This window comes from Streptomyces sp. NPDC031497, assembly GCF_055580905.1.
The window spans coordinates 70701-92914 of sequence record NZ_JBVIKO010000007.1 but is presented as its reverse complement, the minus strand read 5'-3'; the positions used below and the strand labels follow the sequence as shown (position 1 = coordinate 92914).

The following is a 22214-nucleotide window of genomic DNA, read 5'->3' as shown; positions in this document are numbered from 1 at the left end:
AGGCGTGCGGCGGCCGCGCCTTCCCGGCGCGTCGGGTATGTCCGGCGCGCCTCCGGCATCTCCTGCGCCGGTTTCAGGCCTTAATCTCGCGGGCCGGTAGAAGAGCGCTCTTTTCTCAGCTCTCTCCAAGCTTTCCTACCTACCTTCCAGCCGCATGACAGACAACGAAAAGCTCGATCAGACGCGTCCGGATGATCCGACGCGCCGCAAGGTCGTCACCGTGGGCGCCGGTGCGGTCGCGGCGGTCGGCCTGGGCGGGGCGTTCGCCGCGAACGCCGTCGCGGGGGAGAGAAAGGCGCCCGGGCACGGGCCGAAACCGGCGCCGCCGGAGGACTGCTACCTGCTCACCTCGGAGGCCGTCGAGGGCCCCTACTACATCGACGCGGACAAGCTCCGCCAGAACGTCACCGAGGACAAGCCGGGTATTCCGCTCACTCTGAGCCTCCGGGTGATCGACTCCGAGACCTGCGGGCCGGTGCGGAACGCGGCCGTCGACATCTGGCACTGCGACGCGATCGGCGTCTACTCCGGCTACGAGAACCAGGGCAGCGGCGGTGGCGGCGGGGGCGGCGGTGGCCCGGCTCCGACCGGTTCGCCCACCGGCACACCGACCGGTGTCCCCACCGGCCCCCCGCCCGGCGGCGGTGGCGGAGGCCACCAGGAGCCCACCGACGACACCCGCTACCTGCGCGGCACCTGGCACACCGACCGACACGGCCATGTCACCTTCAAGACCATCTTCCCGGGCTGGTACCGGGGCCGCTGCGTCCACATCCACGTCAAGGTGCACGTGGACGGCGAGTGGACGGACGCCGGTTACGAGGGCGGGCACACCTGCCACACCGGCCAGTTCTTCTTCGCGGAAGAGGCCGTCATCGCGACCTCGACCCTCGACCCGTACGTCACCAACACCACCACCCGCACGACCCTCACCGAGGACACGATCTACGACCAGTCCGGCACTCAGGGCGGCCTGCTGAAGCTCCGCTACCACCGGGACGACATCGGCAAGGGTGTCGTGGGCTCGATCACCATGTCCGTGGACACGGACGCCACCAACGACGGCGAGGGCGGCGGCGGCCCGGCCCCGTCGGCCTCGGCGTCACCCTCGGCCTCCGCGTCGTAGTCCTTCGCCCTGAGCACCGGAAGGCGCCCGGGACCACGATGGACCCGGGCGCCTTCACTCATGTCACCGGACGGGTCAGGAAACGGACTTGTACCCGCTCCAGCCACTGGCGATCTTCACCCGCGAGCCGAACGACCCCTTGCCGTCACCGCTGGTGCGGTACACGTTGCCGGAGGTGTCGCGGGAGACCAGGTCGGCCTTCCCGTCCCCGGTGATGTCGCCCACGCCGACCACCGCGTTGTACGAGCCGCCCCACGCGCCGAACAGCTTCACCCGCGCCTTGAAGGCGCCCTTGCCGGTCCCGCTGTAGCGGTACAGGTTGTTGGACTTGTCCTGGGCGATCAGGTCGCCGATGCCGTCGCCGTCGAGGTCCCCTACGCCGACGACCTTCTTGTACGTCTTCCAGGTGTCGTACAGCTTCACGCGGGCGGAGAGCTTGCCGGTGCTGGTCCCCTTGTAGAGGTAGACGGCCCCGGTGGCGGAGTTGCGGGCGATCAGGTCGGGTCGGCCGTCGCCGCTGATGTCCCCGGGCGAGGTCAGCACGTCGTACTGGTTCCAGCCGCTGCTGCCGATCGTCGTGTATGACGTCGACGGCGTGAGCGCCTTGCCGCAGGCCGGCTTGTACAGGCGCAGGGCCCCGCTGCCCGGCCGCACCAGCACGTCGTTGCAGCGGTCGCCGCTGAGGTCGCCGACGGGGACGAACGTCGTGGAGGTGGCCCAGCCGGTGCCGGTGACCTTGCCGGAGAACGTGCCGGTGCGGGTGCCGAGCTGGTAGCTCAGCGCGCCCGAGGAGGAGAGGGTGAGCAGGTCGCCCGCGCCGTCCGGGGTGGCCGAGGCACCGCCGAAGTCGCGCGTGACGGCGGCCCCGCCGGTCACGGTGACCTTCCCGGAGGCCAGCTTCACGGCCGACCCCGCGCCTTCCTGGGTGCCGCGCAGTGTCCAGGTCAGGGGGCCGTTGGGGGCGTAACCCCCGGACTCCGTACGGCCGTTCCAGCTCGCGGTGACGGTCAGGCCGCCGGTCGAGCCGGTGAGCGTACGGACGGTCTTCCCGGCCGCGTCGGTGAGCGTCACCGTCCAGGACGACGTGGGCCGGCTGAGCGTCCAGGCGGGCGTCCAGGCCTTGCTCGCGGTGGTGGTGCCCTTGAGCGGGGCGGTCGCCGGGACGGTGGAGCCGGTGACGGCGAGCGCGGGCCAGGCGGTACGGCTGCCGAACAACTGGTCGTCGCTGTCGTTGGTCGCGGTGGCGGACCAGACGGCGGTGGCGGTGCCGTCGGTACCGACGCTCAGCTCGCCGCGGACGAAGGCGTTGGTGGAGCCGGGCAGCTTGGTGGCGGTGGTCCACTTACCGTCGCTGCGGGCGGCCTCCATCAGGACGCGGCTGTTTCCGCTGGTCTGGGTCCACAGGGTGTGGACGGTGCCGTCCTCCCCGATGGTGGCGTCGTACTGCTCGGGGACGTAGGCCGTGGACAGCGTCCGTATCGCCGACCAGGTGCCGGTGGCGGCGTCGCGGGTGGCGGTGCGGGTGCTGAACGTCGTGGTGTAGTCGACCCAGACGAGGGTGATGTCGCCGTCGGGGGCGATGAGCGGCTCGGGGGTGTCGGAGACGCCCTCGGTGGCGCCGAACCCCTCGGGCGCCGACCAGGCCCCGGCGGTGGTTCTGGTGGCGACGAGGAGGGCGGAGTCCTCGGACTCGTCGGTGCCGTTCCAGGCGACGGTCGCGGTGCCGTCGTCGGCGGCGGTGACCTCGGGGTCGCTGACGGACTCGTAGACGGGGCTCGCGGCGGCCGGGGCGGTCCAGTCCGTGGCTCCGGCCGCCCGGGAGACCGTGCGCACCGAGGCGGACGGGCCGTCGGTCTGCTTGTACACGACGACGGTGGTGCCGTCGGAGGTGACGGCCACGCTCGGCGAGTGCGCCCCGTCGGCACCGTCCGCGACGGTGTCGCTGAGCCGGGCGGGCGCGGACCAGGTGCCGCCCGCGCCACGGGTGGCCGCGTACACCTCCGCCGTGGCGGCGGAGTTCTTCCGGGTGCCCCAGACCGCGGTGAGCGTGCCGTCGGGAGCCTCGGCGAGGTCGATGCCGCCGTCGCTCCAGGCCGCGTCGGTGCCGACCAGGGCGACGGGCGCGGACCAGGCGGAGTGGTCGGCGGTGAGTACGGAGCTGACGAGCCGGATGCCGTAGTGGCCGTCGAACGGCGTGGTCTCGTCCGGGAATTCCACCCACAGCGCGGTGACCGTGCCGTCCGCGGAGGCGTGCAGCTTGATGTTGCCGGCCCCTGCCGGAGTGGTGGCCAGCAGGGTCGGCGCGCCCCAGGCGTCACCGCCGGCCGGCCGTACGGCGGCGTACAGCTTGCGCTCGTTGCCGCTGGTGGCGAACTGGTTCCAGATCGCGACGGCGGATCCGTCGGTGGCGGTGACGACGTCCGCCACGGAGGCGACGACATCGGTGCCGGTGATGGCGGTGGCCGACGTCCACGGGGCGACCGGAGCCGCCACAGCCGTCGTAGGAAGCACGGCACCGCCGGTCACGGCCAGCGCCGCCGAAGAGATCGCGACCGCCAGCCGACGGCGCGACAGGGCGTATCTGCCCACTTGAGAGTCCCTCCCCGCGAGGGTCCCCTGCCCTCGCACAAGTGGACGGACCTTAGCAGCAGTTGGGTGTGTACTTGCTGGTCAGGTGTCGTACCGGCCGTCCCAGGGCTCGCCGAAGCCCAGGCGGTCCGGGTACAGCTCGGCCCACGGGCCGTCCTCGTCCTCCTTGGCCACCAGACCGAACAGCACGCCATCGACGGTGAGCCGGAACGGGCGGATCGCTATGTCCGTGTACGTGCGCCGGGGCAGGCTGCGCAGCATGGTCGCCAGCCGGGCCCGGGCCCTGGACAGCACCGAGTCCGTTCCGTCCGGGTCGCGCCGCTGCTCGGCCCAGCTGCCCGCGCACCAGATCTGCGAGTCGCGGTAGCGGCCCTCGGCGTCGAAGAGGTGGAGCACCGCGTACAGCCGTTTCTGCTCCTCCCAGCCCTCGTCGAGCCGGAACCCCTCGGGGAACGCGTACGTGACCGACGCCAGGAACTGTCCGTCGGAATAGCGGCCGATCGCCTCGGTACGGCCGTGCGGCTCATAGGCGATCGGGATGAGCTCAGGGGTCATGGCGAAACCATACGGATGTGTCCTGGGCATGCGCAGGTGGGGTCGGGTGGGTGCGAAAAAATTCACGGCAACCTTTTCGATCTCCACAACCACAGAGGAGTCGGAAGCCCGTTCCGGCGGGTCTGTCCGAAGTACTTGTCCGTCCATGAAGCACGTTAGGACCCCCCCGTGGCCTCTGTCTCTCACCGTGTCTCTCACCGTCGGTCTCTTCGTACGCGTCGTAGCCTCGTCGTCTCCGTCGCCGTCGTGGCCGCCGGTGTCGGTGCCGGTGCGCTCGTGCTGAACGCGAACGCGTCCGGCGTCGACCTCTACCACCAGACGCTCGCCGCCAAGGACGGCTGGGCGGCCTCCGGTTCCGGTACGACCGGTGGTGCGAAGGCCGACTCCGCGCACACCTTCACCGTCTCGACCCGCGCCCAGCTGGTGAAGGCGCTGGGGTCGACGTCCGACACCACGCCGCGGGTCATCAAGGTCAAGGGCACCATCGACGCCAACACCGACGACTCCGGCAAGAAGCTGGCCTGCGCCGACTACGCGGCGGGGACGGGATACTCGCGGGCCTCCTACCTCAAGGCCTTCGACCCGTCGACGTACGGCCGTGCCAAGCTGCCCTCCGGGACGCAGGAGAAGGCGCGGGCCGCCGCCCAGGCCAAGCAGGCGAAGAACATCGTCTTCCGGGTGCCGGCCAACACGTCGATCGTCGGCGTGCCCGGCACCAAGGCCGGCATCACCGGCGGCATGCTCCAGATCCAGAGCGTCGACAACGTCATCGTCCGCAACCTGACCTTCTCCGACACCGAGGACTGCTTCCCGCAGTGGGACCCGACCGACGGCGACGACGGCAACTGGAACTCCGCGTACGACTCGGTCACCCTGCGCGGCGCCACCCATGTCTGGGCCGACCACAACACGTTCAGCGACGCCGGGCACTTCGACAGCACCAACCCGACGTACTACGGCCGCGAGTACCAGGTCCACGACGGCGAACTCGACATCACCAAGAGCTCGGACCTGGTGACCGTGGAGCAGAACCGGTTCACCAGCCACGACAAGACGATGCTGATCGGCAGCAGCGACAGCGAGCCCGGCGGCAAGCTGCGCGTCACCCTGCACCACAACGTCTGGAAGGGCATCGTCCAGCGTGCCCCGCTGACCCGCGTCGGCCAGGTGCACCTCTACAACAACTACTACGACGTGACGACCCTCGACGGCTACGCGCTGCAGTACAGCATCAACTCCCGCGCCAAGGCCCAGGTCGTGGCCCAGAACAACTACTGGACCGTGCCGAGCTCCATCAAGACCTCCAAGCTGCTCAGCGGCGACGGCACCGGCTCGGTGGCGGGCAGCGGGAACCTCGTCAACGGCACGACGACCGACCTCGTCGCCGCCTACAACGCCGCGAACTCCAAGAAGATCAAGACGACGGTCAACTGGACGCCGACCCTGACCGCGGGCCTGGAGTCGAGCGCCAGGAACCTTCCGGCGGAGCTGGCGAAGACGGCGGGCGCCGGAGTGCTCACCGCGAGCTGAGCAACGCTCGTACCCCGGATCCGTGTGAAGGATCCGGGGTACGAGCGTGCGGGGCGGTGTGCGTGTGGCGTGTGCGGGGCTTACGCGGCGGTCGTGCCGCCGAAGCGCTCCTTGTACGTCTCCAGGTCCTCGTCCGTGAGCTTGGCGAAGAGGACCGGGGGGACCGTGAAGGGGGTGCCGGCGGGGACGGCGGTCAGGGACTTCGCCTCGGCGGCGGTGACCCAGACCGCGGTGTCGTCGGTCAGGGCGAACGCCTCGCGCATGGTCTTCGCCGTCGCCGGGATGAAGGGTTCCGAGACCACCGCGTAGAGGTGGATCAGGTTCATCGCCGTGCGCAGGGTCAGCGCCGCGCCGTCCTTGTCCGTCTTGATCTCCAGCCAGGGGGCCTTCTCCTCCAGGTAGGAGTTGCCGGCCGACCAGAGGGCGCGGAGGGCCGCCGCGGCCTTGCGGAACTGGAGGGACTCCATCTGGGACTCGTACTCGGCGAGGAGGGCCGAGATCTCCTCGCCCAGCTTCGCCTCCGCCTCGCCGGGCTCGCCGCCGGCCGGGACCTCCTCGCCGAAGCGCTTCTTGGAGAAGGACAGGACACGGTTGACGAAGTTGCCGAGGGTGTCGGCCAGGTCCTTGTTCACCGTGGCCGTGAAGTGCTCCCAGGTGAAGGAGGAGTCGTCCGACTCGGGGGCGTTGGCGATCAGGAAGTAGCGCCAGTAGTCGGCGGGGAGGATCGCCAGGGCCTGGTCGGTGAAGACGCCGCGCTTCTGCGAGGTGGAGAACTTGCCGCCGTAGTACGTCAGCCAGTTGAAGGCCTTGACGAAGTCGACCTTCTTCCACGGCTCGCGCACGCCGAGCTCGGTGGCCGGGAACATCACCGTGTGGAAGGGGACGTTGTCCTTCGCCATGAACTCCGTGTAGCGGACGTCGGTGTCGACGTCGTACCACCAGGACTTCCAGTCGCGGTTGTCCGGGTCCTGGTCGGCCCACTCCTTCGTCGCGCCGATGTACTCGATCGGGGCGTCGAACCAGACGTAGAAGACCTTGCCCTCGGCCGCCAGCTCCGGCCAGGTGTCGGCCGGGACGGGGACGCCCCAGTCCAGGTCACGGGTGATCGCCCGGTCGTGCAGGCCCTCGGTCAGCCACTTGCGGGCGATGGAGGAGGCCAGCTGCGGCCAGTCCGCCTCGTGGCGGGAGACCCACTCCTCGACCTCGTGCTGCAGCTTGGACTGGAGGAGGAAGAGGTGCTTGGTCTCGCGGATCTCCAGGTCCGTGGAGCCGGAGATCGCCGAGCGCGGGTTGATCAGGTCGGTCGGGTCCAGCACGCGGGTGCAGTTCTCGCACTGGTCGCCGCGGGCCTTGTCGTAGCCGCAGTGCGGGCAGGTGCCCTCCACGTAGCGGTCCGGGAGGAAGCGGCCGTCGACCGGGGAGTACACCTGGCGGATCGACCGCTCCTCGATGAAGCCGTTCTCGTTGAGCTTGCGGGCGAAGTGCTGGGTGATCTCGCGGTTCTCGGGGCTGGAGCTGCGGCCGAAGTAGTCGAACGCGAGTGCGAAGCCGTCGTAGACCGCCTTCTGCGCGTCGTGCGCCTGGGCGCAGAACGCGTCGACCGGGATCCCCTGCTCCTTCGCCGCGAGTTCCGCGGGGGTGCCGTGCTCGTCCGTCGCGCAGATGTAGAGGACGTCGTGGCCGCGCTGGCGGAGGTACCGGGAGTACACGTCCGCCGGGAGCATGGACCCCACCATGTTGCCCAGGTGCTTGATCCCGTTGATGTACGGAAGGGCGCTGGTGATGAGGTGTCGAGCCATCGGGGGCTGCTCCCAGGTCGGATTCGGTGCTGCTTTTGCGAACCTTGAAATCGTAGCCGACATGTGTATGCCGCCCGCTTCCCGTTTTACGGGATGAGAAGCGGGCGGCATGGGCGGTGCGGGAGGGGCAGGTGCTACGGGCGCCAGTCGATCAGGACGCCGTCGTAGAGCTCCGCGTCCGTGAGTTCCAGGGGGGTCGGGCCCGCGTGGAAGAAGGCCGCGTTGCCGGTCTTCAGCTTGCGGAGGTAGTCGAAGGCCTTGTTCTCGTGCTCGCCGAACGCGACGAAGGAGAAGAACACCGAGGGGTGGGACTTCGCGGCGTCGGTGAGGGACTGGGTGGCGGGGGTCTTGGCGTCGGGGGCGCCGTCGGTCTGGAAGATGACGAGGGCGGGGGTGGCCGGGGCGCCGGGGGCGGCGTTCTTGTCGTAGTGGGCGAGTACGGCTTCCACGGCGGCGTGGTAGCTGGTGCGGCCCATGCGGCCGAGGCCGGCGTGTGCCTCGTCGATCGCGTTCTCGGCGGAGGCCGGGGTGAGGTCGGTGGTGCCGTCGACCTCGGTGGAGAAGAAGACCACGTGGACGGTGGGGGTGTCCGTGGCCGGGGTGAGGTGGGTGGCGAGGGCGAGGGTCTGGTCGGCGAGGGCCGCGGCGGAGCCGTCCTTGTAGTACGCGCGCATGCTCGCGGAGCGGTCGAGGACGAGGTAGGTGGCGGCGTGGGTGCCGGTGAGGCCGGCCTTGGCGAGGGCGGCCGCGGCGGCGTCGTTGTTGGCGCCGGCCTCGGCTTCGGCTTCGCCTTCGCCTTCGGCGGAGTCGTGCCCGCCCGCACCACCCGTGACAGTTTCGTCGTCGGGTGCGGGTGGCCCCTGCGGGGCGGATGCGCCGTCGGCGGCCGCGGCGGCCACGGCGGGTTCCGGGGCGTCGGCCGGAGTGGTCTCGGCGGGTTCCGGGGTGCCGGTCGGAGTGGCCTCGGGGGCGGGCTCCGTGAGCGTTTCGGCGGCCGGTTCGCCTTCGGCTTCCTGGGAGACTTCCGGCTCGGCCGTCGGCTCGGGGGCGGTGTTCGTCTCGGCGGCCGGTTCCGGGGTCGCGGTCTCGGCGGCTGCCGGTGCGGGCTCGTCCTCGGCCTTCTCGGCCGGGGTGCTCTCGGGCTCGGCGGCGGGCTCAGCCACCGCCACCGGCTCGGGCTCAGCCTTCGCCTCGGCGACGGGCTCGGCCGCGGGCTCCGGCGTCGGCTCGATCACGGTCTCCGGCTGGGCCGCGGCCTCGGCCTGCGGCGCCGACTCGACAACCGCCTCGGCCTCCGGTTCCGCGACCGGCTCGACCTCGGCTTCCGGCTCAGCCGCCACCTCGGCCCCGGGCGCGGTCTCCGCCACCGGCTCCGCAGTAACTTCAGCTGCGACCTTGTCCTCGGCCTCGGCTTCCGGCTCAGCCGCCACCTCGGCCTCGGTTTCGGCCTCGGTTTCGGCCTTCGCCTCAGCCACCGGCGCGGCTTCGGCGTCCGGCGCAACGACCGGCGCGGCCTCGGCCTCAGGCTCGGCCACCGTCTCCGCTTCGGCTTCGACCGTCGGCTCAGCCGACGTCTCCGCCTCGGCCACGGCCTCCGATTTGGCCTCTGCCTCGGCCGGTGCCTCGACCTCAGCCACGGCCTCCGGCTCGGCCGACGTCTCGGCCTCTTGCTTGCCCTCTGCCTTGGCCGGTGCCTCGACCTCAGCCACGGCCTGCGGCTCCGCCGACGTCTCCGGCTCCGCCGACGCATCGACCTCGGCCACGGTCTCCGGCTCTGCCGGCGCCGGTGTCTCGGTCTCCGCCGGGGTTTCCCCCCGGACCTCGATCTCCGGTTCGATCGTTCGTGACGCCTGCTTCGGGACGGTCACGTTGTCGAAAGCCGCCGTTACCAGATCGTGCTCGTCGGTGTCCCCCGGGCGGGGTTCCGGGACCACCGTCGGGGTGGCCGGTTCTGGTGCTTCCTGCTTCGGCGCCGGTGCCGGTCCCGGCGTCGGCTGCGAAGGGAGCTGGTCTGCACCCTCTGCCTCGGCGGGGCGCGGCTTTCGCGACCGGCCGAATGCGTTCCGCAGGAGAGTGAGAATGCCCATGTGCGCAACCCTTCGCGTGAGTTGATACCCGTCAATCGCTGGCCAGGACGGACACGTAAGGTTAGCGGCCCCAGGTTGCGATCTTGGGGAGGGTCGATGACTCCTGTCGGGCGTACGGCGGTCGAGTTCCGGCCCACTCTCAACTCCCCTCCGGTTCCCCTTAGTTCATTCCTCGTTCATTCGGTGGCTGTTCGTGTGCACGACCCCGCCCCTAAGGTCACGCTCACACCAAGAGATCGCAAGGGGAGAGTAAAGTGCGCAAGCTGCTGCCGATCGTCGACACGCCCGATGCCGCGCATCCTGGTGGGCGCTCCGCCCTCACCTGCCGGTTCCGGTGTGGTGACGCCTGTTTCCACGAGGTGCCCAACACCAGCGCGAACGCCTACGTCGGCGATGTCATCGCCGGTGCCCTCAGCCGCCGCAACGCCATGCGGGCCGCCGCTGTCGTCTCCGTCGCCGCCGCGGCCGGGGGTGCCGGCGTCGCGGGGGCCCGGCCCGCTGCCGCCGCCGCATCGCAGGGAGCATCGGGCGCCGCGTCCGGCGCCCGCGGGCTGCGGTTCCGGGCCGTCGCCCCCGACAACGCCGACACCGTGACCGTCCCGGACGGCTATGCCCAGAACGTCGTCATCCGCTGGGGCGAGCCCATCCTGCGCGGCGCGCCCGCCTTCGACCCGGACAAACAGACCGCCGCCGCCCAGGCCGGTCAGTTCGGGTACAACAACGACTTCCTCGCGCTGCTGCCGGTGCCCGGCGAGCGGGGCAGGCAGCTCCTCGTCGCCAACCACGAGTACACCGACGAAGTGCTGATGTTCCGCGGCTACGACGCCGCCAACCCCACCCGTGAGCAGGTGGAGGTCGCCTGGGCGGCGCACGGGCTGTCCGCGGTCGTCGTCGAGGAGGACCGCGGGAGCGGGAAGCTCACCGCCGTACCCCGGCACCACCTCAACCGGCGGGTCACCGTCACCACCGAGTTCCGGCTGACCGGGCCCGCCGCCGGCAGCGACCTGCTGAGGACCTCCGCCGACCCGACGGGCAGGAAGGTGCTGGGCACCCTCAACAACTGCTCCGGCGGCACCACCCCGTGGGGCACCACCCTCCACGGCGAGGAGAACTTCAACCAGTACTTCGCCAACAGCGGCCGGGCGACGGACAAGCGGTACGGGATCGGGACGGGGGCGACCGAGCGGAAGTGGGAGCGGTTCGACTCCCGGTTCGACGTCGCCAAGGAGCCGAACGAGGTGCACCGCTTCGGATACGTCGTCGAGTTCGACCCGTACGACCCCTCGTCCACGCCCCGCAAGCACACCGCGCTCGGGCGGGTGAAGCACGAGGGCGCCACCGTGCGGCTCACCGATGACGGGCGGCCGGTCGTCTACACCGGGGACGACGAGCGGTTCGACTACTTCTACAAGTTCGTCGGCAGCAAGCGGATGCGGCACGGCAAGGGGCGTTCCGTGCGCGAGCACAATCTCTCCCTGCTCGACGAGGGGACGCTGTACGTCGCCAGGCTCACCGGTGACTCGCCCGCCATCGAGATCGACGGCACGGGGAAGCTGCCGGGCGACGGGGAGTTCGACGGGAGCGGGGAGTGGATTCCGCTGGTGACCGCGACCGCGAAGGGGGCGGTGTCGCATGTGGCGGGGATGAGCGTCGAGGAGGTGCTCGTCTTCACCCGGCTCGCCGGGGACAAGGTCGGCGCGACCAAGATGGACCGGCCCGAGGACATCGAGCCGAACCCGCACTCCGGCAAGGTGTACGTCGCCCTCACCAACAACACCAGCCGTGGTCTGACCGGCAGCGCCCCCGCCGACGAGGCCAACCCCCGCAACGCCAACAAGCACGGGCACGTCCTGGAGCTGACCGAGCGCTGGAACCGGGCCGACAGCACCCGGTTCGTCTGGTCGCTGTTCCTGGTCGCCGGTGATCCGGAGGACCCCGCGACCTACTTCGCGGGCTTCCCGAAGGATGACGTCAGCCCGATCTCCTGCCCGGACAACGTCGCCTTCGACCCGCACGGCAACCTGTGGATCTCGACCGACGGCGCCCAGCTCGGCTACCACGACGGCTTGTTCGGGGTGGCCACGCGGGGCGACCGGCGCGGTGAGCTGAAGCAGTTCCTGACCATGCCGGTCGGTGCCGAGACCTGCGGTCCGCTGGTGCAGGACCGGCGGGTGCTGGTGGCCGTGCAGCACCCGGGCGAGATCACCGGCGCGACGGTGGAGAGCCCCGCGAGCACCTGGCCGGACGGGCCCGGGAAGATCGTGCGGCCGGCCGTCGTCGCCGTGTGGCGCAAGGACGGCCGCGACATCGGCGTGTGAGAGAAGAACCGGGAGAGGCGCTCAGTGCGGGGACGCGATGGCCCGTGCCGCCGCCACCTCCTGGCGCAGGGGTTCCAGGACGCTGTCCGGTGGGCCCGTGAGGTCCGTGCGGACCGCGACCAGGGTGTCCGCCGCGCGGACGCTCTCCGCCAACTCGCGTAGCTGCAGGGCGATCTGGTCGACCTCGGCCCGGGGCGGGGGCGGTGCTCCGTGCCGTACCCGGACCCGGGCCGCCGTCGTCGCGTCGACGATGCGTTCCACGGCGACGACGAGCGGCCACCAGGCGGCGGCGCGGCGGCCGGTGGGCGGCGGCTCGGTCAGGGCGCGCTGGAACTCCGTACGGACGGTGGACAGGTCGCGGTAGAGGCGGCGGCGCTTCCGGGCGCGGGCGGCCGGGTCCGCGCTCTCCTCGAAGGCCAGGTCGACGTAGTCCGCGGTGTCCGCCACCGCGTCGGCGAGACGGTCGCCGACCCGGGTGCGCCAGCTCTCCGGCCAGAGCAGATACCCGGCGACGAGCGCGATGGCGCAGCCCATCAGGGAGTCCAGGAGGCGGGGCAGGAGCAGGCCGGTGCCCTGGTGGTTCAGTACGTCGGAGAGGAGCAGGATCACCGGGGTGACCGCGGCGGTCTGGAAGCCGTAGCCCCGGGGGGTGAGGGCGGGGATCAGCGGGGCCAGGAGCAGCATCACCGGGATGTCCGACCAGCCGCGCGGCACCAGGGTGAGGACCGTCGCCGCCACCACCAGGCCCATCACCGTGCCCAGCGCGCGCAGCAGCGCCCGGGAGAACACCGAGCCGAAGTCGGGCTTGAGGACGAAGGTGATGGTGAGCGCGACCCAGTAGGAGCGCGGGACCGGAACCAGGGACACCAGTGCCTGCGCGATGCCGATGCACAGGGCGAGGCGGATGCCGTAGCGCCAGGAGTTGGCGGAGAGCACGACGTTGCGGGCGGCGCGGGCGGTGCGGATGCCGAGGGCGGCGGGGTGGCCGAGGCGGTCGTCGATACCGCGCGGATCGACGTCCGGGGTGGTGGCGACCTCGGCGAGGTGCCGCAGGGCGTGGTCGACGGCCCGGGCGGTCTCGCTCTGCGGCTCGGGGAGGTCGAGTTCTGCCGGGCCGGTGTAGCCGGCGTCGATGGCGTCGGCGATCTGGTGGATCGCCGCCGGGATCTCGGGCGGCAGCGGCTTTCCGGCGAGCCGGGCGGCGGGGGCGGCCTCCACCACCGGGGTGATCGCGTTCAGCTGGGCCAGCATGCGGGTGAGTTCCCGGCTGCGGCCGCGGTACCGGGCGCGCCGGGCCAGGACCAGGTCGTACGACTGGTTCAGCGACTGGGTGACGGTGTGCCGGGCACGGTCGTACTCGGCGTCGGACGTGCCGATGGCCGTGAGCTGGTCGGCGACCGTGCGGTAGGTACCGGCGATCGCCGAGCGTTCCGGTACGCCCGAGCGCAGCGGCCAGGCCAGCAGGGCGAGCAGCAGGACCAGCAGGCCGCCGCCGGTCATCAGGACGGGCGTCAGCCACCAGGCGCCGGGCAGCGGCAGGCCCGCGCCGATCACGGAGTTGAGCAGCAGGAGGAGGCCGGAGACGGAGGAGACCGCACCGATCGTCGAGATCATTCCGGAGATCAGCGCGATGCCGGTGATGACGACGACCGTCAGCCAGCCCTGGCCGTAGACCAGCGCGCCGACGGTGACGCCGACGGCGCCGAAGAGCTGGGGGACCGCGATGTTGAGGATCCGCATCCGGTAGGCGTCGGCGGTGTCGCCGATGACCCCGGAGAGGGCGCCCATGGAGGCGAGCGCGCCGTACGCGGGCTGTCCGACGGCGAGCCCGATGGTGAGCGGGAGGGCCATGCCGAGGGCGGCGCGGGCGAGGGCGGGCCAGTTGAGAGGTGGGGCCTGCTGGGGCCGGAGGTTCCTTACCAGCCAGTCGGGAGGGGTGAGGCCGATCGGGAACTCGCGGGACATGCGCCCATTATCGGCGCGGGTGCTGGTGAAGTGTGATGTCCACGACGAGAGCGCGGTGGTCGGTGTCGGACAGCCGCAGGAAACGGGCGCCGGTCGCCGAGAAGTCCCGGGAGACCAGGACATGGTCGATCTGGGCGCCGAACACGGCGGCGGTGGGGGCGGGCCAGCTGGCGGTACGGCCGGCGCCGCTGAGCCGGGCGCCGTCCCGCAGCCGGCCGGTGTCGAGGATGCGGCGGAAGGCCGCGTGGTCCTGGGAGGCGTTGAAATCGCCGGCGAGGACGGTCGGGGTCGTGGTGTCGGCGGCGGCGAAGGTGCGGAGGCGGCCCAGCTCGCGGCGCCACAGGGCGACCTGGCCGGGGAGCGGGGGCATGGGGTGGGCGAGCTGGAGGCGCACGGCGTGACCGTCTACGTCGGCGACGGCGCCGGGCATGCCCATCGTGCCGGGGACGCCGTCGGTGGCGCGGAGCGGGAAGCGGGACAGCAGGAGCGAGCCGGTCGAGCCGCCGGCCACGACGGCCGTGCGGTAGGGGTAGCCGGGCTCCTTGTCCAGCGTGGCCTGGCAGGTGTACTCGCACTCCGCCACGAACACGACGTCCGGTTTCCAGCGCCGGATCTGCGGGACGAGCGCGGGGGCCGCGGCGCCGAACTCGACGTTCGAGGTGAGGACGCGGAGGGTGATGAGCGGGGTGCCGGCCGGTTCGGCGCCACTGCCGTACGGCTGGATGAACCAGCCGAGCGCGAGGAGCAGGGCGGCGCCCCAGACCAGGCCGGGCCACCAGCGGGCGAGCAGGGTGAGCAGCAGCCCGAGCAGGGTGGGGACCAGCAGCCAGGGGAGGAAGGCGAGAAACTGGGGGACGGGGGTGACGGCGTCGGTACCGGCGGTACGGCACCCGACGACTAGCGTCACGCCGAGGAGGAACAGGGCGGCTGCCCAGGTCGCGAGCCGGGATCCGGGGCCGGGCGCCGTCGTCACCCGGCCGAGATTACGGCCCTTCGTCCACCCGCGCCAGGAACTCCCCCAGCGCCCCGTTGAACTCCTCCGGGCGTTCCAGGTTCGGCAGGTGGGCCGTCGCGTCGATGATGCGGAGGGTGGCGTCGGGGAGGAGGGCGTGCATGGCCTCGGCGTCGGAGACGGGGGTGTACTCGTCGTCGGTGCCGACCACCACCAGCGCCGGGACCGTGACCTTCGTCAGCAGGGGGCGGTAGTCGGGGCGTTCGGCCCGGCCGCGCAGGGCCGCCGCCGCGCCCTCGGGGTCGGTGGCCGTCATCATGCGGTGGACGTGGGCCTTCACCTCCGGACGGGCGTAGGGCGCGACCATCTTCTCCAGGACCTCGTCGGCGTAGCCCCGCATGCCCTCGCGGAGCAGGCGGTCGGCCATGGCGTTGCGGGCGAGCCGGCCCTGGGGCGTCTCCGGGGCGGGGAACGTGTCCGCCAGGACCAGGCCCCGTACGCGGTCGGTGCCGAAGCGGTCGTAGCACTCCATGGCGATCTGGCCGCCCATCGACAGGCCCACGAGAACGCAGGTCTCCACCTTCAGCGCGTCGAGGAGGTCCTCCAGGTCCGCCGCGAAGCGGGAGAGCGGGGTGCGGCCGGGGGTGACCGGGGAAGCCCCGTAGCCGCGCAGGTCGGGGGCGATGACCCGGCGGGAGGGGGCGAAGGCGGTGCGCTGGGGGTGCCACATCGTGCGGTCGAAGGGGTGGCCGTGGATCAGGAGCAAGGGAGTGCGGGAGGTTTGGGGGTCAATGTCGTCGTATGCGAGGAAGGGGGGCATGTGGACGACCCTAGGTACCGCCCACTTCTCGGTGCAATAAGATCTTTGCTCTCGGTGCAATGTGGGCAGGGGGACGGGTCGTGGACGACTTTCGGGGGATCGCCGACCGGATCGCGCTGGACATCGCGCGGGGGCGGTTGCGGACCGGGCAACGGCTGCCTCCGCAGCGGGCGTTCGCGCGACGGCACGGGATCGCCGCCTCGACCGCCGGGCGGGTGTACGCCGAACTGGTGCGGCGCGGGCTGGTGGTGGGCGAGGTCGGGCGCGGCACCTTCGTCCGGGCCACCGAGGTCACCCCACAGGGGCGGGCGCTGGTCGAGGACGGCACCGCCCGCGTCAATCTGGAGCTCAACTACCCCTCGGTGCCTGGGCAGTCGGAGTTGCTGGCGCCCGCTCTCGCGCCCCTGCTGCGGCCCGACGCGCTCGGCGACGCGCTGCGTACCGGCGCCGCCGACGGCACCCCGCGGGCCCGGGAGGCCGTCGCCGCGCTGCTCGCCACCGGCGACTGGCGGCCCGAACCCGGCCGCGTCCTCTTCACCGGCAACGCCCGGCAGGCCGTCGCCGCCACCCTGGCCTCGCTGGTCCGGCCGGGCGGCCGGGTCGGGGTCGAGCCGCTGACGTATCCGCTGGTCAAGGAGGTCGCGGCCCGGCTCTCCGTCACGCTCGTCCCGGTGGCGACGGACGAGCGGGGGCCCGTCGTCGAGTCCGTGCGCGCCGCGCACCGGTCCGCCCCGCTCTCCGCCCTCTACCTCCAGCCGACCCTGCACAACCCGACGTCCCTGACCGTCCCGACCGAACGACGGCTCCAACTCGCCCGGTGCGTGGACGACTTGGGGCTGCCGGTCGTGGAGGACCGGGTCTGGTCCTTTCTGCACACCGGCCCCGAGCCGCCGCTCGCCGCGCTCGCACCCGGCCTCGTCCATGTCGTCGACTCGCTCTCCAAGCGGGTCGCGCCCGGCCTCACCGTCGGGTTCGTCGTCGTGCCGGGGGGCCGGGTGGACGCGGTGGCGGCGGCCGTACGGTCCGGGGGGTGGGGGCCGGGGGCTTTCGCGCTGGAGGCGGCCGTGCGGTGGATCGGGGACGGGACCGTGGCGCGGCTGGTCGCGGCCAAGCTGGCGCAGGCCGGGCGGCGGCAGGGGCTCGTCCGCGAGCTGCTCGACGGGTTCGCCGTACGGGCCGATCCGTGCGGGTACTTCGCCTGGTGGGAGCTGCCCGCGCCGTGGCGGGCGGACGGCTTCGCGGCGGCCGCGGCGGCGCACGGGATCGCGATCACGCCCGGCACCGCCTTCCGCGTCGACCCGAAACGGACCCCGGACGCGGTACGGCTCGGGCTCGCCTCGGCGGCCGAGCCCGAGCTGGTGGGGGCGGTGCGCACGCTCGCGGAACTCGCGGCGCGCGGCCCCCTGGCGCGTCAGTCCAGCAGTCCGTCGTAGTCGGGGAGCTTGTACGTGGTGTCGGCGTAACCGCCCGACAGGTCGGTGGTGTTGTTGCCGATGTTGGCGACGATGTCGTAGCCGTTCGCCTCGATCGCCTTGCGCTGGGAGGTCTTGAAGTCCGCGATGGACTCGGTCAGCAGCTGGGCGACGGTCCGCGCGTAGAGGCCGTCCACGGGGTAACCGACCGAGGTCAGGTTGGACTTGGTCACCAGGTTGAACAGGTTGCTGCGGGCGCTGACGAAGAACACGCTGACGCCCTTGGCGTGCGCGTCCTGGGCGAGGGCGAGCACCGGCGGGGTGGCGGGGACGGTGATGCCGCCCTCGAAGTAGGTCTCCAGCGAGGTGTTGTCGATGTCGAGGACGATCGCGAGCCTGGCGCCGGAGGTGTTGGCGGCGGCACGGGAGTCGATGTAGCTCTGCGCGGGGCCGGTGACGGCGGCGACGTCGGACAGCCACTGGGCCTCGGTGACGTCGGCGGCCTGTGCCGGCAGGGCGGCGGCGATCGACAGGGCGAGGCCGGCACCGAGGACGACGGTGGCACGGCGCGCGGTGAGACGGATCATCGGGTGGGGGCTCCTCAGCTCACGTCGGCCGCCGGTGTTCCGTACCGGTGGCCGTCGTTGCGTCACGGTGCCCGGCCGGGACGCCCACCGCGTGTCCGCCGCCGGAGCGCCCGGTTACGGGATGGGCATGTTCTGACCGGCAGGCTGTGAATCCGCCCTGAGGGCATCGGAATCGGGCGTGTCGGAGGCCGGTTCCTGCTTCTCGTCGGGACGCCGGCGGACGTGTCCGCCGAGCCAGGCCAGCGCGGCCACGCCCAGGCCCAGGCCCAGCAGCAGCCAGGAGACCGTGCGCAGGGTGGACGTCAGGGCGTCGTAGACGGCGGCCGCGGCCGGGTGCGAGACGTCGGACGGCAGTCCGGCCAGGGTGAGCGAGCGGCCGACGGTGAGGGCGAGCCCCAGCAGGGCGCCGCCCAGCGCCGTCCCCAGCGCGGTCGCCAGCAGCGCACGGCGGCGGTGGACGGCGACGGCGATACCGCCGACCGCGAAGACGACGGCCGCGACGGGCAGCCAGAAACCGGCGACCTCAAGCACGTGGAACCCCTTCCGGAGCCGGTCCAGTTCCGTCGCCGGAAGCACCGCGACGGCCGTGTGCTGGACCGGGATACGGGCCGCGAGCGGCACATGGTCCTGGGTGAGCTGGTCCTTGACCTGGGCGGTGACCGGGGCGAGGTCGACGGTCACGGCCTCCTCGCGCTCGTCCTGGAGCGCGCGCAGGACCGCGTCGTGGGTGGCCCGGTTGCCCGCGTCCCAGGCCAGCCGGAACGCCCGGGTCTGGGTGAAGGAGCGGACCGCCTCGCGCACGAAGGGCGCCACCGTGCCCTGCATCGGCCGGCCGACGTCCACCTCGCGCATGATGCCCTCGCCGACGGTGTCCGCCACGGCGTCCCGGACGTCCGGGTCGTCGGCGAGCGGCGCCATCGAGCTGACGTACTGTCCGGTGTCCGCCAGCCCGTACGCCGCCCAGGCCGCCAGCGCGCCGAACGGCAGCAGCAGACAGGACAGCGCGATCAGCAGGGCCGACAGGGCGATCCGGAGACGTGCGGCCCGGGCGCGCCCTACGGGCCGCGCGGGCCCTGTGGGCTCGGAAGGCGCTGAGGGCACTGAGGGCACGCTTCCAGGCAAGCCCCTGAGGGCAGGTCAGGCGAGCGGGGTGACTGCATCCGGGGCACGGCGGGGCGTCAGGTCGAGCCGAACGGACGAAACGGCGGCCAGGGGCGGGCGGCCGGACGCCGGAAACCCTTGGGGCGCCGCGCTCCGGTGGAGGGCTGGCCCGAACGGGTGTTTCCTGGTTCTGCGGAGGTCTCCTGCCCGGCGGAACGGCCGGAGTGGCCGGAACGGCCGGAGCGGCTCCGCAGGGATGTCGCCGGGTGCCCTCGGGCGGCCCGGCGGCCGGTGAGGGGAAACAACCCGTGAGGGAAAAAGGGGAAACGCGTGGGCCCCGGCCGACACGGCCGGGGCCCACGCGCGGGCGGGTGCGGTCACCGGATGCGGTGGCCCACCGCGTCCTCGTGCGTGTAGAACCGGTAGAACATCACGACGAAGGTCACCGCCGCGACCGCCAGGGACATGCCGGTGGAGCGCAGGATCGAGTCTCCGCTCTGGCTGTACAGGAAGCCGAAGGCGATCCCGATGAACGCCGTCCACATCACCGCGTGCACCTCCCGCCGCAGCCGCGGGGCGATCGTCAGCACGCCGAACAGCACCAGCGCGAAGACGATCGCGGTCACGAAGCCGAACAACAGGTTCCAGCCGGTGATGGGCCCCCCGCTGCGCCGGTTCGCGGCCGCCCAGTAGCCGTAGATCAGCCCGGTCACGACCGGGAAGGCCACTCTGGCCATCAGGTGGGTGTGTGGGCTGAAGATGTCGGGCGTGGGGCCGCGCCGGGGCATGCCGCCGGTTGTGGGTGCCGCTTGAGCCATGAGAGTGCTCCTCTCTCCTCGCCCCCAGGTTCCAGAGCACACCTGCGGGTACCCCCTGGCAAGTCGGCCGCACGAACCGGGCACGCCGGCCACGATATGCGGCGGATCCCGGGGCGTGTTTCCCTGACAGTCGTGACCGACCACCCGGCCCCGCGGCGGTGGCATGATCTGCCGCGCCGGCAGCCCCTGCAGTGGGCCCGGGGCCGGAGCTACTCCTGGGCGGCGCCGCTGCTGCTGCTGGCCGGGATCACGACGGTCGACCTCAACACCGCGGAACGGTTCCGGATCATCACCTGGATCGTGCTGGTCCCCGGGATCGCGGCGACGATCTGCGGGGTCTGGGCGACGGCCGTGTTCGCGGTGCTGGCGGTCCTCGACTACATCGCCGTGGACAGCGTCTGGCCGCACCAGTACCAGGCCGGGCTGCCCGATTTCATCCTGGTCGCCTTCGCCGGGCTGCTGGCCGTACTCGCCTGTGCGGTCCGGGCGGGCAACGAGCGCCGGCTGCTGCACATGCTGGACATCGCCGAGACGACCCGCCGCACCGTGCTGCGTCCGCTGCCGCCGGGGTGGGCGGGCCTCGACCACGCGGAGGTCTATCTCGCCGCCGACACGGTGGCCCGGGTGGGCGGTGACTTCTACGACATCCAGCCGGGCCCGCACGGCACCCGGGTCCTGGTCGGGGACGTGCAGGGCAAGGGGCTGGGCGCGGTGGAGACGGCCGCCGCGCTGCTGGGCACTTTCCGTGAGGCGGGCTATCACGAAAAGGACCTCGCGACGGTGGCCGGCCGGCTGGAGACCCGGATGCTCCGCCACCGGGGCCACACGGTCGCGCTGGGCCGCGACGACGGCGACCGGTTCGCCACGGCGGTGCTGCTGGCCTTCCCGCCGGGCGCGTCGGACGCGGTGGAGATGGTCAACTTCGGCCACGAGCCGCCGCTGGCGGTGGGGCCCGCGGGAGTACGCGCGCTGCCGCAGGGTGACGGCCTCCCGCTGGGCATGGCCGAGTTGACGGCCGGCCCCGGCCTCCCGCCGACCCGCACCGTCACCCTCGCCGCCGACGAGACCCTCCTGGTCACCACGGACGGCGTCACCGAGGCGAGGAATGCCGACGGCGAGTTCTACGCGCTGCCCGAGGAGGCCGCCCGGGCCGCCACCGCCGACCCGGCCCTCCTGGTCGCCTACCTCCGCGACGGCGTACTGCGCCACAGCCGGGGCCGTCTCTCCGACGACACCACGATCTTCGCGATCCGCAGAACGACGGCGCCCTGACAGGGCAATCCGCAGAACGACGGCGCCCTGACAGGGCACGGGCGAGGCGCGGAACGCGGGGGCCGTCAAGAGGCCCGCGGGCACAGGTCCCCGGCCGGTCGTGCTCTCCCGCACCCCCGGAACACTCCCATCCCACCCCAAACCTCTCCCACACCCTCCGCTTTGCAGGCGCAGCGGTTACCGTGCTGACGTAAGTGGACCTGGGGAACAAAGGGGGAGGGCCGATGCCCGGAACCGTGCTGCTGCTCGCGGCCTCGCCGAACGGCAAGGGGTGTCTGGTGGACGCGGCCTCCGTGCTCCCCGTGCTCGCGGCCGTCCCCCCGGCGATACTCTCCGGCACCGACACCGCCAACGTCGTCGAACTCGCCGACCCCCTGGAGCCGCAGGCCGTCCTGACCCGGCTGCGGGCCGCCGCGGCCGCACCCGGCCCGCTGACCGTGTTCGTCACGGGCCAGCTGCATCTGGACCGCAAGCAGCGGCTGCCGCATCTCGCGCTGGCCCGGACCACGCCCGCGACCGTCCGCTACACCGGCCTGCCCTGGCACTGGATCCGGGAGGAGCTGCGGTTGCGGCCGGCGGGGGCGACCACGCTCGTCCTCGATCTGCACGCCGATCACGAGACCTGGGAGTGGCTGCGTACCGTGCCGCTGGATTCCGGGCGCAACAACGCCGTGCACGGGCGTATCGCACCGCCGCCGGCCCGGCGGGAGATCGCGGCACCGTCATACATGAAGGCCGTGGCGACCGTGCTGCGCAGTGGGCACCGGCCGCCGATGACGCAGTTGCACCAGCAGGTGCTCGCGCGGCTCGGCGCCGAGGTCGCCGGCAGCATGGTGTTCAGCACCCACACCCCGGACAGCGGGGATCCGCACGATGCCATCAGTACGGCCGCGCGGGGCGGGCGGTACGCGGAGGCGGACGGGCTCGCCGCGCGCTGGGAGGAGGCCGCCGCGCGGGCGCACGGGCCGGCCTCCGAGGACGCCCTGCACTGGTCCGAAGTACGGGCCGACCTGGCGATGTTCGCGGGGGACGCGGCGCGCAGCTGCCGTACCTGGCTGACCGTCGCGCACGCCCGGCTGGCCGCCGGGCAGCCGGCCGACGCACCGGCCGTCGAGACGGCCGTGGACCGGGCCCACCACCAGTGGGGCGCCATCAAGGACACGGCGCGGGCCCGTGAACTCGGACCCGCGCTCGCGGAGTTGAGACTCAGGGTGCCGGGCCGCCGGGAGGGCGCGCTGGAGAACGTCCAGCAGCACCTGCGGCAGCTTCAGACCAGCTGAGGT

Annotated in this window: 16 protein-coding genes; 6 read left to right on the top strand and 10 right to left on the bottom strand. The window is 72.2% G+C overall.

The features are described 5' to 3' along the window. Positions 1-154 precede the first annotated feature (154 nt). Positions 155-1126, top strand: coding sequence for an intradiol ring-cleavage dioxygenase (locus tag ACZ5K7_RS16435; protein WP_468914074.1), 972 nt, complete (start codon positions 155-157; stop codon positions 1124-1126). Positions 1127-1201: 75 nt separating this feature from the next. On the opposite strand, the gene ACZ5K7_RS16430 is transcribed toward ACZ5K7_RS16435, so the two are convergent. Next, positions 1202-3715 carry an FG-GAP-like repeat-containing protein gene (locus ACZ5K7_RS16430; RefSeq protein ID WP_468914071.1) on the bottom strand — a complete coding sequence of 838 codons (2514 nt, stop codon included), beginning with the start codon at positions 3713-3715 and terminating at the stop codon, positions 1202-1204. An 81-nt stretch (positions 3716-3796) separates the two neighbouring features. After that, on the bottom strand, positions 3797-4270 hold the full coding sequence (locus ACZ5K7_RS16425; protein ID WP_351696066.1) for a hypothetical protein: 474 nt from the start codon (positions 4268-4270) through the stop codon (positions 3797-3799). 168 nt (positions 4271-4438) lie between these two features. Between ACZ5K7_RS16425 and ACZ5K7_RS16420 the strand changes: the two genes are divergently transcribed. Further along, positions 4439-5800 carry a pectate lyase family protein gene (locus ACZ5K7_RS16420; protein ID WP_468914069.1) on the top strand — a complete coding sequence of 454 codons (1362 nt, stop codon included), beginning with the start codon at positions 4439-4441 and terminating at the stop codon, positions 5798-5800. 80 nt (positions 5801-5880) lie between these two features. On the opposite strand, the gene metG is transcribed toward ACZ5K7_RS16420, so the two are convergent. Beyond that, complete coding sequence (gene metG, locus ACZ5K7_RS16415; protein ID WP_468914066.1) at positions 5881-7599, bottom strand: methionine--tRNA ligase; 1719 nt, start codon at positions 7597-7599, stop codon at positions 5881-5883. A 134-nt stretch (positions 7600-7733) separates the two neighbouring features. Then, positions 7734-9686, bottom strand: a complete 1953-nt coding sequence (locus ACZ5K7_RS16410) for a VWA domain-containing protein (protein WP_468914063.1) — start codon at positions 9684-9686, stop codon at positions 7734-7736. A gap of 254 nt (positions 9687-9940) precedes the next feature. Here ACZ5K7_RS16410 and ACZ5K7_RS16405 point away from each other — a divergent pair, with 254 nt between their 5' ends. Beyond that, on the top strand, positions 9941-12004 hold the full coding sequence (locus ACZ5K7_RS16405) for a PhoX family protein (protein ID WP_468914060.1): 2064 nt from the start codon (positions 9941-9943) through the stop codon (positions 12002-12004). Positions 12005-12025: 21 nt separating this feature from the next. Here ACZ5K7_RS16405 and ACZ5K7_RS16400 read toward each other — a convergent pair whose 3' ends face one another. From ACZ5K7_RS16400 to ACZ5K7_RS16390, 3 genes are read right to left on the bottom strand one after another with little or no spacing between them, the layout of a single operon-like run. Next, the gene (locus ACZ5K7_RS16400) at positions 12026-13969 is read right to left on the bottom strand and encodes an FUSC family protein (protein WP_351696074.1); all 1944 of its coding nucleotides are present in this window, start codon (positions 13967-13969) and stop codon (positions 12026-12028) included. A 7-nt stretch (positions 13970-13976) separates the two neighbouring features. Beyond that, positions 13977-14942, bottom strand: coding sequence for an endonuclease/exonuclease/phosphatase family protein (locus tag ACZ5K7_RS16395; RefSeq protein ID WP_468914056.1), 966 nt, complete (start codon positions 14940-14942; stop codon positions 13977-13979). 10 nt (positions 14943-14952) lie between these two features. Beyond that, a complete protein-coding gene (locus tag ACZ5K7_RS16390) occupies positions 14953-15741 on the bottom strand; it encodes an alpha/beta fold hydrolase (protein WP_468914054.1) in 789 nt (262 codons plus the stop codon). Between the two features lie 80 nt (positions 15742-15821). On the opposite strand from ACZ5K7_RS16390, the gene ACZ5K7_RS16385 reads away from it, so the two are divergent. Then, positions 15822-17174, top strand: a complete 1353-nt coding sequence (locus ACZ5K7_RS16385; protein WP_468914051.1) for an aminotransferase-like domain-containing protein — start codon at positions 15822-15824, stop codon at positions 17172-17174. Here ACZ5K7_RS16385 and ACZ5K7_RS16380 read toward each other — a convergent pair. The 3 genes from ACZ5K7_RS16380 to ACZ5K7_RS16370 form a co-directional block, all read right to left on the bottom strand. Continuing rightward, positions 17153-17740, bottom strand: coding sequence for an HAD family acid phosphatase (locus ACZ5K7_RS16380; protein ID WP_351696085.1), 588 nt, complete (start codon positions 17738-17740; stop codon positions 17153-17155). The genes ACZ5K7_RS16385 and ACZ5K7_RS16380 overlap by 22 nt on opposite strands. 114 nt (positions 17741-17854) lie before the next feature. Further along, on the bottom strand, positions 17855-18763 hold the full coding sequence (locus ACZ5K7_RS16375) for a hypothetical protein (protein ID WP_351696285.1): 909 nt from the start codon (positions 18761-18763) through the stop codon (positions 17855-17857). Positions 18764-19218: 455 nt separating this feature from the next. Continuing rightward, entirely contained in the window at positions 19219-19659 is a 441-nt protein-coding gene (locus tag ACZ5K7_RS16370) for a hypothetical protein (protein WP_468914048.1), read from the bottom strand. Positions 19660-19755: 96 nt separating this feature from the next. Between ACZ5K7_RS16370 and ACZ5K7_RS16365 the strand changes: the two genes are divergently transcribed. Together ACZ5K7_RS16365 and ACZ5K7_RS16360 are read left to right on the top strand one after the other, a co-directional pair. Next, positions 19756-20931: a PP2C family protein-serine/threonine phosphatase gene (locus tag ACZ5K7_RS16365; protein ID WP_468914045.1), complete on the top strand. Its 1176-nt coding sequence runs from the start codon at positions 19756-19758 to the stop codon at positions 20929-20931. A gap of 224 nt (positions 20932-21155) precedes the next feature. Continuing rightward, the gene (locus tag ACZ5K7_RS16360) at positions 21156-22211 is read left to right on the top strand and encodes a hypothetical protein (protein WP_468914042.1); all 1056 of its coding nucleotides are present in this window, start codon (positions 21156-21158) and stop codon (positions 22209-22211) included. The last annotated feature ends 3 nt before the right edge of the window (positions 22212-22214 follow it).